Source organism: Halosimplex salinum, from assembly GCF_003730195.1.
In the GTDB taxonomy this organism is placed as follows: Archaea; Halobacteriota; Halobacteria; order Halobacteriales; family Haloarculaceae; genus Halosimplex; species Halosimplex salinum.
In genome coordinates, this window is the sequence record NZ_QWGG01000008.1 from 203,499 (window position 1) to 219,659 (window position 16,161).

14 protein-coding genes are annotated in these 16,161 nt (G+C 64.8%); 11 read left to right on the forward strand and 3 right to left on the reverse strand.

What is annotated here, in order from left to right; genetic code table 11:
• Window positions 1-4 precede the first annotated feature (4 nt).
• A complete protein-coding gene (locus D1409_RS24755; RefSeq protein ID WP_164471784.1) occupies window positions 5-457 on the forward strand; it encodes a hypothetical protein in 453 nt (150 codons plus the stop codon).
• 499 nt (window positions 458-956) lie between these two features.
• Window positions 957-1,493: a hypothetical protein gene (locus tag D1409_RS18945; RefSeq protein ID WP_206425126.1), complete on the forward strand. Its 537-nt coding sequence runs from the start codon at window positions 957-959 to the stop codon at window positions 1,491-1,493.
• Between the two features lie 31 nt (window positions 1,494-1,524).
• Here the strand turns inward: D1409_RS18945 and D1409_RS18950 are convergent, their stop codons facing one another.
• Entirely contained in the window at window positions 1,525-2,073 is a 549-nt protein-coding gene (locus tag D1409_RS18950; RefSeq protein ID WP_164471785.1) for a four-helix bundle copper-binding protein, read from the reverse strand.
• Between the two features lie 229 nt (window positions 2,074-2,302).
• Between D1409_RS18950 and D1409_RS18955 the strand changes: the two genes are divergently transcribed.
• The 5 genes from D1409_RS18955 to D1409_RS18980 all read left to right on the forward strand — a co-directional run bounded on the left by D1409_RS18955 (window position 2,303) and on the right by D1409_RS18980 (window position 8,725).
• Entirely contained in the window at window positions 2,303-2,638 is a 336-nt protein-coding gene (locus D1409_RS18955) for a DUF6788 family protein (RefSeq protein WP_123538561.1), read from the forward strand.
• 1,131 nt (window positions 2,639-3,769) lie between these two features.
• Window positions 3,770-4,972, forward strand: coding sequence for an orc1/cdc6 family replication initiation protein (locus D1409_RS18960; protein ID WP_123538562.1), 1,203 nt, complete (start codon window positions 3,770-3,772; stop codon window positions 4,970-4,972).
• Between the two features lie 1,259 nt (window positions 4,973-6,231).
• Window positions 6,232-6,375, forward strand: a complete 144-nt coding sequence (locus tag D1409_RS18970) for a DUF2080 family transposase-associated protein (protein ID WP_123538564.1) — start codon at window positions 6,232-6,234, stop codon at window positions 6,373-6,375.
• Window positions 6,376-6,384: 9 nt separating this feature from the next.
• On the forward strand, window positions 6,385-7,608 hold the full coding sequence (locus D1409_RS18975) for an RNA-guided endonuclease InsQ/TnpB family protein (protein ID WP_123538565.1): 1,224 nt from the start codon (window positions 6,385-6,387) through the stop codon (window positions 7,606-7,608).
• Between the two features lie 766 nt (window positions 7,609-8,374).
• The gene (locus D1409_RS18980) at window positions 8,375-8,725 is read left to right on the forward strand and encodes a hypothetical protein (RefSeq protein ID WP_123538566.1); all 351 of its coding nucleotides are present in this window, start codon (window positions 8,375-8,377) and stop codon (window positions 8,723-8,725) included.
• Window positions 8,726-8,751: 26 nt separating this feature from the next.
• Here D1409_RS18980 and D1409_RS18985 read toward each other — a convergent pair whose 3' ends face one another.
• On the reverse strand, window positions 8,752-9,696 hold the full coding sequence (locus D1409_RS18985) for an ABC transporter permease (protein ID WP_164471786.1): 945 nt from the start codon (window positions 9,694-9,696) through the stop codon (window positions 8,752-8,754).
• A 150-nt stretch (window positions 9,697-9,846) separates the two neighbouring features.
• On the opposite strand from D1409_RS18985, the gene D1409_RS18990 reads away from it, so the two are divergent.
• Genes D1409_RS18990 through D1409_RS19000 form a run of 3 tightly spaced genes read left to right on the forward strand, consistent with a single transcriptional unit; the run spans window position 9,847 to window position 13,358 of the window.
• Window positions 9,847-11,058, forward strand: a complete 1,212-nt coding sequence (locus D1409_RS18990) for an ABC transporter permease (RefSeq protein WP_123538568.1) — start codon at window positions 9,847-9,849, stop codon at window positions 11,056-11,058.
• Window positions 11,059-12,105 (forward strand): ABC transporter ATP-binding protein, encoded by a 1,047-nt coding sequence (locus D1409_RS18995; protein WP_123538569.1) that lies wholly within the window; start codon window positions 11,059-11,061, stop codon window positions 12,103-12,105.
• Window positions 12,102-13,358 carry an ABC transporter ATP-binding protein gene (locus D1409_RS19000; protein ID WP_123538570.1) on the forward strand — a complete coding sequence of 419 codons (1,257 nt, stop codon included), beginning with the start codon at window positions 12,102-12,104 and terminating at the stop codon, window positions 13,356-13,358. The genes D1409_RS18995 and D1409_RS19000 overlap by 4 nt, the downstream gene beginning before the upstream one ends.
• Before the next feature lie 434 nt (window positions 13,359-13,792).
• On the opposite strand, the gene D1409_RS19005 is transcribed toward D1409_RS19000, so the two are convergent.
• A complete protein-coding gene (locus tag D1409_RS19005; protein ID WP_123538571.1) occupies window positions 13,793-14,308 on the reverse strand; it encodes a CinA family protein in 516 nt (171 codons plus the stop codon).
• A gap of 265 nt (window positions 14,309-14,573) precedes the next feature.
• Between D1409_RS19005 and D1409_RS19010 the strand changes: the two genes are divergently transcribed.
• Window positions 14,574-16,161: alpha-L-rhamnosidase N-terminal domain-containing protein (locus tag D1409_RS19010; RefSeq protein WP_206425127.1), on the forward strand; the 1,588-nt coding region annotated here is incomplete at its 3' end.

Sequence of the window (16,161 nt, forward strand, 5' to 3'; positions counted from 1 at the left end):
GCGATTGCTGGGACTTCGGGGACTGCATCTGCTGCGTCTGCGGTTGCCGAGTCTGCTGGGACTGCGCTCCCTGGAACGACTGCGGCGGCTGGTTCTGTTGAGACTGTGGCTCCTGGAACGACTGCGGTGGCTGTGTCTGCTGGGACTGTGGCGACTGCATCTGCTGGGACTGCGGTGGCTGCATCTGCTGAGACTGCGGTGGCTGCATCTGCTGAGACTGCGGTGGCTGCATCTGCTGAGACTGCGGTGGCTGCATCTGCTGAGACTGCGGCGGCTGCATCTGCTGGGACTGAGGCGGCTGTTCCTGTGGGCGTTGCTGCATCCCCTGTTGCTGCGGGCGCTGTGTCGCTCCCTGCTGGCCGGACTGAGGTTGACTCGCGATGGGCTGAGCCTGGATGGCCGGTTCGGGCTGCTGGCCCGCCTGTTGCGCTGGTTCGGTCGGTTGCTGGAACTGTGATCCCTGCTGTGTGGACTGGCCGGCCTGTCGTTCCTGCTGGGGAATGATTGATTCCAGCTGCCGACTCTCCGGGATCTGCTGTTGGGTACTCGGCTGTCGCTGCTGTCCTCTCGACTGGGTTTCTCGGTAACTCATGGTGTGGTTGTCACTGATCGCGTCGGTCGTTTCGCTCTCATCGAGTCCGCACGTGACCGGATACGCCGGCCGACTGTCGTGTGACTCCCCGTTCGTACGGGACCAGCGACCCTGATCCCGTTCGATGCGTGGATGGGGGGTAGTAAAGCTATTGCGTCGGTTTAGTCGGATATGGGACTGCTACCCCGGAAAGGAGCCGTCTACTCGGTCGTTCATGCTCGGCTACACGAATTGCGAGATCGTTACGTCTGTTGTGACCGTCCCGATGTCCGTGTCTCCCGATCCCGGGAGTCCACCCGTCCGCCCGGATACTGCGCCCCGGCTACTTACGGTCGCCGCCGCCGACTACTCGGGCAGTGATTCCATGACGGCAGAGACACGGCAGCGAGATGCAGGGTCGCGAACCGACGAGCGGACGAACCGAGCGGACGAGGCCACCGAGACCGTCGGTCGACTCCGTCGCGGTCTCGAGGGCGGCGCGCTCGCGACGTTCGTCATGACCGCCCATCGGCTTCCCGTAACCCGTTCGCTTCCGCCGACTGCGGAGTTCTGGTCGATGGTCGTCGGCGGTACCCCGAGAGATCACCCCGTCGCCGCGCTGGTGCTTCACTTCGCGTACGGGATCGCGGCCGGCGGCGTCTTCGCCGCGCTGTTCCCCCGCCGTTCCTCCGTCCACGTCGACGAGGCGGAGTACGGCACACCCGATCGCTCTCGCGAAGTGTCGACGACCGTCGCCGGACTGCTGTACGGCGCCGTTCTCTCCGTCGTCGGCGAGTACGTCGTTCTCGGCGCGCTACTCCGCACGGATCCGGACGACCGGTTCGTCTTCCACGTCGGTCACGTCCTCTACGGGATCACCCTCGGCGCGTGGGTGGGGACGCGAACCCGACCGGAGACGTGATCGCCGGCGCCGAAAGACGTCGGTATCGGCTTCACCAGGTCTGACGGGGGTTGGCGGCGCCCATCTGCTGACCCGTTCCACCCATCTGCTGTGCCTGCCCGCCCATCTGCTGTGCCTGCCCGCCCATCTGCTGAGTCGGTGTGCCCGTCTGCTGGGCCATCCCGGCGGTCTGCTGGCCGGCGCTCGTCAGCTGGCTGGCGGCCGAGATCGCCTCCGGGAGGACGCTCGCACAGTCCTGGCAGTGCGCGTCCTCGTGTTGTCCGCACTCCTGTGCACACGCCTGTGCCGCCTGCTGGAACGCCTGCACTATCTGCGGCGTGGAGCGGGACGACCGCGGCACCGTCGCGAGCACCGTCTCCCCGAGCTCGACGACGTCCTCACAGAGCCGGATACACTCGATCATGTGCGGGTCCGCTGACTGGATACACTGGTCCGCGCACCAGCCACACACCGCGATCGCCTGGGCGACGCTCGCCAGAGACGCTCGATACTGCTGGGGGAGTGTCCCGCCCGACTGCATCCCCTGCTGTCCCATCTGTCCGTGCTGTGTCTGCTCCATCGGTGTAGTTTGCTGTGACATGTGACTCACTGGGCGTGAACCCGTTCCACCCTTGCCACAGCGCCCCCATATACAGAACCGATAGTTCGCCCGACTAGAAACCTGCTACTCCGGTTTCGGACTCTCTTCGACGGTGATGTACCGCCCTACCACCCGGATTCCCGTCGAACGGCGGAGCGGAGATCCGAGCCGGTCGCACGTCGTCTTATGTAACAAAATACTTGATTATCGAGCCAGATCGTTACATAAGATGGGGACGAACGGACCACCACCGGAGGAGTTACCGAAGTATCTCGCCGAAGGGATCCCGAAACAGGACGTGTCGACGCTGAAGGCCGCTCGGGAGTACATCGACGAGTTGATCGCGACGAGAGAGCGACCCGTCGACGTCGACGAACTCCCCGAAGCCGCCGAACCGATCGAGGAGGCCCCGGAAGGATACGTCGTCGAAGAGCTCGTGAGTTGCGGGAAAGATGGGTGTCGCTGTGCCTCCGGTGCGGATGAAGACCTCCACGGACCGTACAGGTACAGGTACTACCGCGACGAGAACGGCAACCTCCAGAAGAAGTACGCGGAGAACGAGTGAGCCGTCCCAGAGCGAGCAGTCGAATCCGATAAACGGAGACGAAAATCTGAACGACGGTCTGTTGTCTGGTCGGGGACTGTGAGAGCATCTCGATGTTGGACGAACCGGATCAGGATGGGGAGACACACACACCACGTTTCCGGTGAAACGGGGATCGAGAGTGGGTGGGGGTTGAGTTTGATGGTGTCTCCGAGGAGGGATGGAGACGGGGACCGCATCGACACAGTCTGGAACGTAAGAGAATAGTATATAAATAGATCCGATGTCAGTATCTACCTATCTAGAACGTATGGGAGAGTGCCTGAACTACAACCTTTACTACTACTAGAGGAACAGTTATAATAATATAATAATAGAGGGGGAGTGGGTGTATAGCTCCACTGGAAAGAATCCACAGAGAGCGCCTCGACGGCTTCTGTTGAGGGGGTGACAGTATCGATCAGGAGGAGCGAGTATCCGAATCTCACTGCGGGATACTCCTCCCTGTACTCCGTCTCACAGAGAGAAAAGGACAGGTCTCTCGCTCGATCTGTCGGGTCTTGTGCTGTCCTCCTTTTATGTGTCTTTATAGGGGATCGGGAAGAGACCGTCCATTGCCGGTCAGACCCTCTCGACAGACGGTGTACGCTATCGTCGTTGAACTGTTCGACACGTCTACACGACCGATCTGGACACTCACACACCGGGTTTCCGGTGAAATCGTAGTTCTGACCTCTTCCCTCTGGCCGGATTCGACAGCAGGCCCTCCGGCGGATCCCCCGGCAGTTTCCCGGCAATTCCCCGGCAATTCCCCGGCAATTCCCCGGCAGATCCCCCGAGGTATCCTGCGACACATCCTGCGACACATCCTGGACTGCGGGCCGTTGCAGTCGCTCGACTGTGTCGATTGCCGTGCCTGTTCGCGAATGTAGCCCCTCGATAGAATCGGAATCGTCCGACTCGCGCTCGTCAGTCGAGACTGCCACCACCCCGTCGACCCCCGTTTCATCTGGACCCCCTCCCCCACTCTCCCCCCGTTTCACCGGAAACGTGGTGTGTGTGTCTCACCCCCCTCTCAGTCCACACCGTCCGTAATCACGCCTCCTAGGAAAGAATAAAGTGATTTCACCGGAAACGTGGTGTCAACATCGCATGTCAGGCTCCGACGATCTGTTCATACGGGAAGACCCGATATTCGTGCAGAAGGAGCTCCTCGAGATCAACCATCTCCCCGACGAGGGGCGGATCGTCGGACGCGACGAGGAGATCCAGAACCTCGCGAACGCGGTCAACCCCGCGATCTTCGGCCAGAGCCCGAGCAACGTCCTCATCTACGGAAAGACTGGAACGGGGAAATCACTCTGTGCGAAACACGTCTCGCGTCGACTCACCTCGACGGCTCACGACGAGGGGGTCGCTGCGACGTTCGCGTACGTCGACTGTGCGCAGGACTCCACGGAGACCCAGGCCGTCCAGACCATCGCGGCGACGCTCAACGACCGCTCCCGGACCGACGTCAAGATCCCCGACAAAGGGATCGCGACCTCGACGTACTACAAGCGACTGTGGACGATCCTCGACGAGCTTCACGACGTCGTCCTCGTGATCCTCGACGAGATCGACAAACTCGAAGACGACGACATCCTGATGCAACTCTCCCGCGCGGGGGAGGCGGGGAAAGTGGACAGCTGCAAGATCGGTGTCATCGGGATCAGTAACAAGATCAAGTACAAGGAGGAACAGCTCAACGAACGAGTGAAATCGAGCCTCTGCGAGCGGGAGTTCGTCTTCCCGCCCTACGACGGCACGCAGCTCAACCACATCATGGAGGCGCGCCGAGACGCGTTCCGCGACGGCGTCCTGGAGGACGGTGTCATCCCGAAGGCCGCTGCACTCGCCGCTCGCGAACACGGAGACGCGCGACAGGCGATCGACATCCTCCGCTACGCCGGCGAGATCGCTCAGTCTCGCGGCGCCGACCGGGTCACCGAGGAGTTCGTCGTCGACGCTCGCGAACGAGCCGAGACCGACCGGTTCCGCGAGCTCATCCGCGGTTCGACTCCCCACTCCCGGTACGTCCTCCAGGCGCTCACCGTCCTCTCGCTCAACGAGAACAACCAGAACGGCTTCCGCACCACAGAGGTGTACGACGTGTACAAGGAGATCTGCCGCCAGGAGAGCTCCGACACGCTCTCGCTCCGGCGCGTCCGAGACCTCCTCAAGGAACACGCGTTCCTCGACATCATCGAGCAGTCCCGTCACAGCGGCGGGAGCGCGGAGGGGAGCTACACGAACCACAAACTGCTCGAAGACCCCGAAGTCGTCCGCGACGTCCTCGCCGACACCATCGAGTGAGCACCGCCCTCTTCGTTCACACCCCGTCGGTTTCACACTCGTGAATCGCCGTCCGTGGAACAGTAATTTCGCGTTACCGCCGTTTCACCAGAAACCCGGTGTGTCCGCCGTCCCGCGGTACCACGGCGTTACTGCCCGTTTCACTGGAAACGTGGTGTGTTCGTGTCCGGGAATTCGGGACGCATCTGGCGTTTCGAGCGTGAATTCACCGGAAACAAGGTGTGTTTCTCCCGGGCGCGTGACGAACGCCCCGTCACGAGTCTTATGTAATGATAGCCGCGAGTATTCGCGCCTGTTGTTACATAAGACCATCCCGGCGAGCGACGACGCTCGTCTCGAGGCGGTCGACGATCGGCGGCGAAAAATCGACTTACTCGTCGGAGTCCGGGGAGGCGGACGTCCGTTCGAGTCTGAAACTCCGGCCTCCGCTGGCCGTCGCGGAGCTCTGGCCCGACTCGCGGCTCGCTCGGAGCGCGAGTTCGGACGTCGAACCGGTCGAGCACGATGCGGACCCCCCGGACTCGCGGCGGCCGAGTCGCGACTGCATCCCGTAGCAGTGGTACTCCCGTTCTTCGGAGCGCTGACCCATCTCGGACAGGGTCTGGCACGGGCCGCTCCGGTACCGCTTCGACTCGGTGTCGTCCCGATCTCCGGTGTCCGGTTCCTCCGGTACTCGGTCGTCAGTCTGTCGGACGGTAGTGCTGCTGACGACCGAACGGCCGGCAAACCGGAGGTCGGATACCACCGTCCCCGCTGGTCGGTAGCTGTCTCCGCCCTCGTGGTCTGATGGTCGGTTCGAATCGCTCGATAGCTGCGGGCGCCGGACTGGGTCTCGTCGTGTCGTCCGCGTTGTATCGTAGTTCTCGGACTGGCGACGGCCGTGCGGCATTTCGTGTAGACTCATGATGTGAGTTCGCTGGGTCGCTCCGCGTGTCACTCGCGACTGTACGTATTCCGTTGAGAGGTATAAAGGGTCGATATCGTTCGATACAGTCGATCTCTCGAAGGTATCCGTTACCGGCCGACCACCGATTCGCGGAAAAATTACCTGAATTGAGGCGCTAAGGTCCCTTCCTCAAGGAGTGACCGAAGGGAGCGAGTAGGGAGGGGATATAGCGTCCCCAGAAATCGGAGATTTCTAGTGGGCGAACGAGACGCTTCGCGTCTCGTCAACGCCGCACAGTTCTCCTACACTGCTCGGGTGCAGTCTCACGGGCCCACCGCCACCTTTATGTTTCAACATCGTATATACTCAGGTGATGGACAGACACGAAATAGAAGGCCACGAAGTCATCACCGGGACGGTGAAAGCGACTGGTAACGGTGCTCACGTCCTCGTCCCGAAGGACTGGCGTGGCGCGGACGTGAAAATCGTCAGAACAAGTGAACCCGTTGACGAATAGCCCCGGCAGATGAACTACAACTACAGGTATCGGCTTCGCCCGTCCGACTCTCTCAAAGACCAGTTAGCGTGGACTGTCGATACCTGTAGACAGGTCTACAACCATTTCCTCCACCGGCTCAATCGGAACGACGACACATCGGCGTATTCCGAGCAGAAACTCTTGCCGAGTCTCAAGAAGTGGTGGAGTGACCTGAAAAGCGTTCATTCGAAAGTCCTACAAAAAGCCGTTCAGCGGTTGTACGACAACCTCGCAACGCTTCGTGGTCGCAAAGAGAACGGCTACTGTGTCGGCACACTCAACTGGAAGGCTCCGGGCGAGTACCGCAGTTTCACCTACAGTCAATCCGGCTTCAAGCTCAAAAACACGAGCGGTCGGACCAAACTGTGGCTCTCGAAACTTGGTGAAATTCCGCTTACATTCCACCGCGACCTCCCCGACGACGCCGACATCAAGACCGTCACAGTCAAGCAGGAACCCACCGGCAAGTGGTACGCTATCCTCGGCGTCGAAACCCCGAAAGACCCGCCCGCGAAACCGGAAAATCCCGAGAAGTCTGTCGGTATCGACGTGGGGATTTGCAAGTACGCTCACGACACTGACGGCACAGCCGTCGAATCTCCCGACCTCTTGGATGAACGCGAACGATTAGAACGCGCACAGCGCAACCTCTCGCGGAAGGAACACGGGTCTGCAAATTGGGAGAAGCAACGCCGAATCGTGGCTGAACGTCATGCCGACCTCAAGCGAAAGCGGCGGGATCTCCTCCACAAGTTGTCGAATTACTACGCTACCGAATACGACTTGGTGGCTGTGGAGGACTTGGACGCGAAAGGCTTGGTCGAACTGCCGGGCAACTCACGGAACCGAGCAGGCGCGGCGTGGGGAACGTTCCTACAGATGCTCGAATACAAGTGCGAGCGCGAAGGAACGTATTTCGTCGCCGTGGATCCGAGTGGGACGACCACGGAGTGCGCGTCCTGCGGCGTTTCGACAGACAAACCGCTGTGGGTCCGTGACCACTCCTGTCCTGCCTGTGGGTTTGAGGCTGACAGGGACGCGAACGCGGCGTGGAACATCCGTTCTCGCGGCATTAAGCAGTTAGGAGTGGGACGCTCCGAATTAACGCCTGTGGAGACTGCGCTTCCTGTGGATACCGATTCGGTGTCTGCAAAGCGCGTCGTGGAAGCAGGAAGCCCCACCCTCAAGCGCGAGTCGTCAGGCGAGCGATAGGGTGGGGTAGTTCACTGCGGTAGCGAGTTGTTAGTGACCAGCGTGAACCCCCGAAACAGTTGGGAACCGAGCAGTAAGTCGTCCTTGTGCGTCCCGTCGCGCCGCTCGTCCCCGCCGACGGGGCCCGAGTACGCCACACTATCCGGTCCACGACCCCGGCTACTCGACGGTGTCCCGGGAGCGACTCGAGTACGTCGAGCGATCCCGTTCGTGCGATTACACGGCTATGACTGTAAGCAGCGTCTACGACGGTATCGACACGACCGAACGAACGAGGACAGAACGTCCCGACGTCGCTCCGGTTCGTCCCGGCACGATACTTCGACTGGGTCCGCGTGGGTAGCCGACGGTACGCGCCGAACCACCCACTCACACAGCAATCAAAGACATATCATTTCTCGACTCTTATTCGAGTACTGTCCTGAATCTGACCGGGGTTCCATCAGGGAAATTAAGAAATCAGACGAAAAACCTAGTAGTATATGGTAAAAATTGCGAATATAGACGTTTTATAGAAAATCTGTGGGTGATATGGGGTTCTGCCACAACCGATTCGATCGGAATAATATTATAAATTAGATAATATGAAAAATGGTGTTTTGGGAGATAAGCAATCGCCGGTTCGGTCGGCGGGGCGCAGTACGGCGCGTGCGGGTTGGATACTACAGACGGGTGGTCGAACGGTTCTCGACGTGTGGATACTCGGTCGTCGGGGGCGTTACCGAGACTCCACAGCGCTCTTGCTCCTTCGAAGTGTCCCTCGGGTATGGAACGAGTCTGGATCGCGGTCGCAGCGGGCGTCGTCGCGGTCGTGCTACTCGTCGGGATCGTTCGTTGGCGAGGATCGTCGGACCGCCGTCAGTCTGCGCGCGCTCACGAGGCGGCACAGGAGCGGGACCCGCCGGTCGATATCGGCGAAGCCTACGAGTTCGGCGTCGTCGAGTTCACGGACCACCACTCCGGCGACCGGGTCGCGGTCGGCAAGGTCGAGGGGTTCGTCCTCTTCACGAGCGGCGTGCCCGACTCGCTGTCGGAGGGTGACGCTATCCGCGCGACGGTGCTCTCGTTCAACGAGGGCGGAACGTCGGCCGACGCGACCTTCGAGGGCACGGTGTGAACTCGGACGACGAGCCGTCATCGCAGTCAGCGCGACTCCGTCTCAGAGCGGATCCGCGGGTCGAGCGACCCGTAGAGTACGTCCTGCAGGAAGTTGCCGATGACGCCGAAGACGACGAGGACCATCGTCGTCCAGATAACTAGCGCGGTGTCGCTGGTACGGATAGCCCGGAGGCTCGCGGCGGCCAGTCCCTGGATGCCGACGACCGCCTCGACGATGTAGATGTTCAGCACGAGCACCGCCAGCAGCTCCGTCATCGACAGCGAGACGATCGGGATCGCCGCGTTGCGGAGGACGTGTCTGGCGAGTCGGAGCCTGTTCGCCCCCTTCGCGCGGAGCATCTTCACGAACGACCGGCCGGTCTGTTCGAGCGCAGAGGCGCGAGCGAACCGCACCTGTCCCGCGAGGAGACTCACGGCGACGGCGAGGGTCGCGAGCGCGTGCTCGCCGAGCGCCGGAACGGCCCCGTTCGTCTCCCCCAGGTGGCGGAGGTAGATGACGAACATGAAGACTGGGACCCCGAACAGCGCGTAGGCCGCGATCCGGACCGACCAGTCGAAGCCGCTGTCCTTCGCGAGGGCGGCGAACAATCCGAGCGTCACGCCGAGGACGACCGCGAGCGCGACCCCGGGGATCACGTAGCCGAGCGTCGCCTGGACGCGCCCGTCGAGGACGGCGACGACTGGCTGGCGATAGGCGAAGGAGTACCCCCAGTCGAGCGTCGTCACGTCGACGAGCCACCCGACGTAGCGCTCGTGGATCGGGACTTCGAGGTCACGCGCCTGGAGGTACCCCTGTCGGATCTCCTCCAGTCGCTCCTCGGACGCGCCGCCCCACTCCGCGAGAGCGACCTGTCGCTTCATCGGGAGCAGGGCGACACTGTTGACGATCAGGAACGTCGCCGTCACGACCGCGTACACGGACAGGACGGCGAAGGCCGCGCGCCTGGCGAGAAAACGGAGGTAACTCATCTGTCTGTCGGGGGTAACCCCTCCGTCGAGGACCTCCCGTGATCCCGTCGCGATCGGTTCGGCGGTGTGCCGTCGGGAACCATCGGTCGTTCCCGGGTATGTCATAACAGATAATAAAGTTTCATTTGGCCGGCCGTTCCAATGGGGGTCATGCCCTCCAGCGATTCCGACTCGCCCGAGTTCACCAGGGTCGACTGGGATACGGAGGCAGGGGGTCGGCGACGCCCGGCCGCCCGGACGGTCGGGTTCGCTCTCGCACTCGCGGCGATCGGCGCCCTGCTCACCTACGATCTGCTCGTCGCACCGGCGAAGACGATCCCGCCCCTCGAATGGGACGTTCGGAAGGAGGGGTGGCTCGTGCTCGTCTCGCTCGTGGTCCTGGGCAGGTACGTCCTCGTTCCGCTGGTCGCGGACCGCGAGCGGACCGCTCGCCACGTCGAGGCGTTTCTGCGGCGACCGGCCGGCGTGCTGGCGCTCGCGTACCTCGCCGCGTTCGCGGTACTGGGCCTGTTCGGGCCGGACGCCTTCGAGTTCACCTACGCGAAGCCCGCGCACAACCTCCAGCCGCCGGTGTTCGCGAGCGTGAACATGAGCGTCACCGACGGCTACTCCTGCGTCGGCCCCGTCGTCGACGGCCACTGCCAGGGCACCTGGCAGTACCCGCTCGGGACCAACTACATCGGCGAGAACGTGATCGAACACTTCGTCTCGGGGATCCACGTCGCGTTCAAGGCCGGGGTCTCCGCGGGGGTCATCATGGCCGTCGTCGCGGTCGTCGTCGGGACGACGGCCGGCTACTACGGCGGCTGGGTCGACGACGTGCTGATGCGCTACGTCGACGTCCAGCAGACGGTCCCCGCGATCGTCGTCTACATCGTCCTCGCGACGCTGTACCTCGGGAACGTCGAGAACATCTCCGACGGCGGCCTGTTCGCGTTCGTGCTCGTGTTCGGCCTGCTCGACTGGGGCGGCATCGCGAGGCTCGTTCGCGGCGAGGCGATCCAGCGGCGCACCGCCGGCTACGTCCGCGCCGCCAGGGCCGCCGGCGCCAGCGATCTCCACGTGATCCGCCGCCACGTCGTCCCCAACTCGACGGCGACCATCGTCACCGCACTCACCCGGCGCATCCCGTTGATCATCCTCGCACAGGTCGGTCTGGCGTACCTCGAACTCAACCGCACGCGCCCGGTCTCGCTGGGCGGCGTCATCCGGTTCGGCCTCCGCGAGCGCTACATGCCCTGGCACGCCAAGTGGTGGACGACGCTCCCGGCGGTGCTCATCCTCGTCGGGCTCGTCGTCGCGTTCAACGTCTTCGGCGACACGGTCCGCGACGTGCTCGACCCCCGCGAGGAGGTGCGGTAGATGGCCGACCCGCTGCTCTCCGTGCGGGACCTGCACGTCCGGTTCGACGGCGACGACGGGACCGTCCGCGCGGTCGACGGCGTCGACTTCGACGTGCGGACGGGCGAGACGGTCTGTCTCGTCGGCGAGTCCGGGTCCGGGAAGACCGTCGCCTGCGAGTCCATCACGCGCCTGATCTCGACGGAGTCGGCCGAGATCACCGGCGAGGTCCGCTTCGACGGGACGGACCTGACGGCGCTCTCCGAGTCGGCGCTGGAATCGTACCGCGGCGGGCGGATCGGACACGTGTTCCAGAACCCGCAGGACGCGCTCGACCCGGTCTACACCGTCGGCGCGCAGGTGGTCGAGGCGATCCGGATCCACCGCGACGTCTCGAAGTCGGCGGCCCGCGCGGAGGCGATCGAACTCCTCGACCGCGTCGGCATCGGGGACGTCACGGAGCGATTCGACGACTACCCCCACCAGTTCTCCGGCGGGATGAAACAGCGGGCGGTCGTCGCGATGGCGCTGGCCTGCGACCCCGACATCCTGATCGCCGACGAACCGACCACCGCGCTCGACGTGACCATCCAGCGACAGGTGCTCGAACTCCTCGCCGACCTGCAGGAAGAGCGCGAGATGGCGCTGCTGTTCGTCACTCACGACCTCGGCGTGGTCGCCGAGGTCGCCGACCGCGTCGTCGTCATGTACGCCGGGAACGTGATGGAGACCGCCGACGTGTACGAACTGTTCGACGCTCCCGCACACCCCTACACGCGAGCGCTGCTGGACTGTCTTCCGGGTCGCGGCGAGGGGTTCGAGACCATCGGCGGAGCGATCCCGGACCCGACCGATCCCCCCGCTGGCTGCCGGTTCCGTCCTCGCTGCCCCCACGCGATTCCCGAGTGCGAGGGGGGCGACCAGCCCGGGTTCAGGCCGGTCGGGCCGGCCGACGGTGAGGCAGACGGAGACGGTGCGAACGAAACCGGTCCAGTCGAACACCGGGTGTCGTGCGTTCTGTACGACGACACACACGGCGTCCCGAGCGATCTGGAGGGTGGCCGATGAGTGACGACCCCCTCCTCATTGTCCGTGATCTGGAGAAACACTACCCGGTTCGGTCGGGACTCCTCCGGCGCGTCACCGGTCACGTGGAGGCCGTCGACGGCGTGAGTTTCGACGTCCACGAGGGCGAGACCGTCGGACTCGTCGGCGAGTCGGGCAGCGGGAAGTCGACGACCGCGACGACGATGCTCGGGCTGGAGGAGTCGACGAGCGGCGAGATTCGATTCGACGGCGAGCCGATCACCGCGTTCGACGGCGACGAGCGCGAGCGGTTCCGCCGGCGGGCCCAGATCGTCTTTCAGGACCCGAACTCGGCGTTCGATCCGCGGCTGACCGTCGGCGAATCGGTCGCCGAACCGCTCGCGATCCACGGCCTCCGCGACCCGGACCGCCGCCGGGAGGTGGCCGTCGACGCGCTCGAACGCGTCGGGCTCTCGGCGGCCGACGCCGACCGGTACCCCCGCGAGTTCTCCGGCGGCCAGAAACAGCGCGTCGCCCTCGCTCGCGCGCTCGTCCTCGACCCCGACCTGCTGGTGGTCGACGAACCCGTCAGCGCGCTCGACGTGAGCGTCCAGGCAGAGATCCTCTCCCTGCTCGCGGAGTTACAGACTGATCTGGGGCTGGCGATGGTACTCATCAGCCACGACCTGGGTGTCGTCCGGCAGGTGTGTGACCGCGTCTGCGTGATGTACCTCGGCGAGATCGTCGAGCGCGGACCGACCGACCGGCTGTTCGACGACCCCCAACACCCCTACACAGAGGCGCTCCTGTCGTCGATCCCCGAACCGGACCCCCGAGGTCGTGACGACGCGGACGGGACGGCTCCCGTCGAACTGACCGGTGACGTGCCCGACCCGTCGAACCCGCCGTCGGGCTGTTCGTTCCACCCTCGCTGTCACCGCGTCGTCCCGCCCGAGTCGTTCGCGTTCGCCGACGGGCGCTTCCGCCGGGTCCTCGACCTCCGACTCGCCGTCGAGAACGGGGACCTCTCCCCCGACGAGTTCGACGACTCCTCGGCGGTCCGCACCGAGTACGGTCTGGTCGACGAACTCTCCGATGCCGACGCCGAGCGGGTCCTCACCGAGGCGGCCGAAGCAGTCTCCGCTGGAGAGCTCGACGCCGCGGCCGACCGACTCGGGGCGTTCGATACCGTCTGCGAGCGGACGGACCCGGCGCTCGAACCGACCGCCGCGGGACACCACGCGGCGTGTCACCGGCGGGGCGAGTCGGTCGAGGGGTCGTCGGAGGCGGAGTGAACGGCGGTGTGAAAGCTCTCGTCGCTAGCGCGGTGTCACAGGCCTTTTCCCTCGTTTCGTCTCGTCGGACACTGTTTGATTTGCCGGGATGAGGGATAATTACGAAGAGCACAAACGACCTCAGACGAGTGTGTGGGGGAGGTGGTTTACCAATCGAAAACCGCTCTATTCTCTCTGGAGGTCGGGGGAGAAGTACAGAATGAAATTCTCTTCGCGATCCGAACCTCCTCCGTAGGACCGCCCCTGCCATCTCCCGCAGAAAGCTTCGGAAACAGTGGAGGGGGGCGAATCCCGACCGGATCCACATCTTCCGGTGCTATCAAAATCACGAAAATCACGCGCCTCAGTCCGTATCTCGGTCTGATACTCCGGAACTCTGGGGAGGGAAGGATCCTCTCTTGGATCGCTCGTGTCGAACGAACCGTGAACTGTGACTACACTCGCTCCAGCAGCGACGCGACCGCCTGTTCGACGATGCGCTCTTTCACTTCTTCCCGGGTCCCGTCGAACTGGTGGTGCTCGACGACGGCGAACGGTTCGGCGGCCCCCTCGCTCGCGTCGGTGCTGTCGCGACCCGCGTAGGCGATACCGATGAAGACGGTGCCGACGGGGGTCTCGGGATCGTCGGTGGTCGGGCCGGCGTAGCCGGTCGTCGAGACGCCCCAGTCCGCCCCGGTCTCGTCGCGGACGTGGCGGGCCATCGCGCTCGCGACCGTCTCGCTCACCGCGCCGTGGCGCTCCAGTGACTCCCGCGAGACCGCGAGCAACTGGCGTTTCGTCCGGTCGGTGTAGGCGAGGACACCGCCGACGAAGTAGGCGCTCGACCCCGGGACGCCGGTGATCGTCGACCCCAGCAGGCCGCCGGTACAGGACTCAGCGACGGCCAGCGTCTCGCCGCGCGATTCGAGCGCGTCGCCGAGGCGCTCGGCGGCGGATCGGTCGTCGAACATAGTGGGACGTACGCGGTCACGGGACAAAACCCCGGCCCTGTCTGCCGCGACCGACCGCCCGACGACAGGTCCGATCCCCGGCCGCGGCCGTATCGGAGTCACTCGTCGGACAGCGTCGACGACGCGTTCTCCGGTTCCTCGCCGGGGAGGGTGACGAGGTGGTCCCCTCGCCGACGTCGAAGCGACTGACGGCGCCGTCACCACGAACGGGAGCCCGACTGCCGCCTCCAGCAGGTTTTAGGGGCCATCTCGCGCGGTAGTGTGCATGAGCGGATCTCCCGACGGAGACGGTGACTCGACGCCGACGGACCTCGCGGTCGGGTACGAGCGCGCCCCCGAGAACGTCGACCCGACGGACGCGCCGCGGTTCTCGTGGCGAGTCGCGACGGGCCGGCGCGGCGCGCGGCAGACGGCGTACCGCGTGGTCGTCGGCCGCGACCGGGCGGCGGTCGCCGCGGGTCGCGGCGCCCTGTGGGACTCCGGCGTCGTCGAGAGCGACCGCGCGACGGACGTGCGGTACGACGGTCCCGACCTCGCCGCCGACGAGACGTACTACTGGTCGGTAAAGGTCTGGACCGACGAGGGCGAATCGTCGTGGGCCGACCCCGCCGAGTTCTCGACGGCGCTCGCGCCCGAGGACTGGCGCGGCGAGTGGATCGCCCACCAGCCCGAGGGGGGCGACACGAACGGCTGGCGGAGCCGGTGGCGCGATCCGGACGCGGACGGCGACCCGTGGGTCCAGGTCGACCTGGACGAATCCCGAGCTATCGAGGAGATCTCCCTCCACCCCGCAGACCCCGTCACCGTCGTCAGGACGCCCGACGACTACGCGGTCACGCCGTCGTTCTCCGACGACCCGCTCACCGAGTTCGGGTTCCCGGACGCCTACCGCGTCGAGGTGGCGGACGACCCCGCGTTCGAAACGTCGACCGTCGTCGCGACGGCGACCGGCGAATCTACGGGCGAGGGCGAGGCTCCCGACGGCCAGCCGGACGAATCGGTGACCGCGCGGACCCACGAGGGGCTGGCCGCGAGTGGCCGCTACGTCCGGGTGACCGCGACGGACCTCGCCACCGTCGCGCCGGCGACCGACCCCCCGTCGTTCGTCGGCGAGGTCGACAGACTGACCGAGTCACACGACGAGTGGGCGTGTTTCGCGCTGGCCGCGCTCTCGGTGCGGGACGACGAGGGGGCGGACATCGCCCGGGGGCGACCCGTCTCGGCCTCGTCGACGGTCGAGACTGATACCTGGGGGTGCGACCACCTCGTGAACGGCACGCCCGAGTCGCGGATGGCCTCTTCCTCCCCGCTCCTCCGCGGGGAGTTCGACCTCGACGGGCCGGTCGCGTCGGCCAGAATCCACGTCGCCGCGGTGGGGTACGGTGAGCTGTGGGTCGACGGCGAGCGCGTCGGCGACCACCGGCTCGACCCGGCGTGGACGGACTACGAGCACCGAGTCCTCTATTCGAGTCACGAGATCGGCGACCGACTCGACGAGGGGCTCAACGCCATCGGGCTCTGGCTCGGTCGCGGCTGGTTCGCCAAGCGGAGCGCCCACTGGCTCGCTGACGGCTCCCCCCGGGCTCGCGTCACGCTCACCGTCGAGTTCGAGGACGGCCGGACCCGCCGCCTCTCGACCGGCGGCGACTGGCTCGCGACCGAGAGCCCGGTCGTCGAGAACGACATCTACGACGGCGAGCGCTACGACGCCCGCCGCGAGGGTCGAGGCTGGTCCTCGGCCGAGTTCGACGCCGGGGACTGGGATTCGGCGACGGTCGTCGACGGCCCCGGTGGCGCGCTCGAACCGGGGCGGATCGAACCGATGGGCGTCGTCGACACGTTCGACGCCGAGG

Excerpts from the sequence above, each read along its gene's own strand:
- D1409_RS18960 (WP_123538562.1), top strand. The coding sequence starts at position 3,770 with ATGTCAGGCTCCGACGATCTGTTCATACGGGAAGACCCGATATTCGTG.
- D1409_RS18970 (WP_123538564.1), top strand. The coding sequence starts at position 6,232 with ATGGACAGACACGAAATAGAAGGCCACGAAGTCATCACCGGGACGGTG.
- D1409_RS18955 (WP_123538561.1), top strand. The coding sequence starts at position 2,303 with ATGGGGACGAACGGACCACCACCGGAGGAGTTACCGAAGTATCTCGCC.
- D1409_RS18995 (WP_123538569.1), top strand. The coding sequence starts at position 11,059 with ATGGCCGACCCGCTGCTCTCCGTGCGGGACCTGCACGTCCGGTTCGAC.
- D1409_RS19000 (WP_123538570.1), top strand. The coding sequence starts at position 12,102 with ATGAGTGACGACCCCCTCCTCATTGTCCGTGATCTGGAGAAACACTAC.
- D1409_RS19005 (WP_123538571.1), bottom strand. The coding sequence starts at position 14,308 with ATGTTCGACGACCGATCCGCCGCCGAGCGCCTCGGCGACGCGCTCGAA.
- D1409_RS18945 (WP_206425126.1), top strand. The coding sequence starts at position 957 with ATGACGGCAGAGACACGGCAGCGAGATGCAGGGTCGCGAACCGACGAG.
- D1409_RS18990 (WP_123538568.1), top strand. The coding sequence starts at position 9,847 with ATGCCCTCCAGCGATTCCGACTCGCCCGAGTTCACCAGGGTCGACTGG.
- D1409_RS18950 (WP_164471785.1), bottom strand. The coding sequence starts at position 2,073 with ATGTCACAGCAAACTACACCGATGGAGCAGACACAGCACGGACAGATG.
- D1409_RS18985 (WP_164471786.1), bottom strand. The coding sequence starts at position 9,696 with ATGAGTTACCTCCGTTTTCTCGCCAGGCGCGCGGCCTTCGCCGTCCTG.
- D1409_RS18975 (WP_123538565.1), top strand. The coding sequence starts at position 6,385 with ATGAACTACAACTACAGGTATCGGCTTCGCCCGTCCGACTCTCTCAAA.
- D1409_RS18980 (WP_123538566.1), top strand. The coding sequence starts at position 8,375 with ATGGAACGAGTCTGGATCGCGGTCGCAGCGGGCGTCGTCGCGGTCGTG.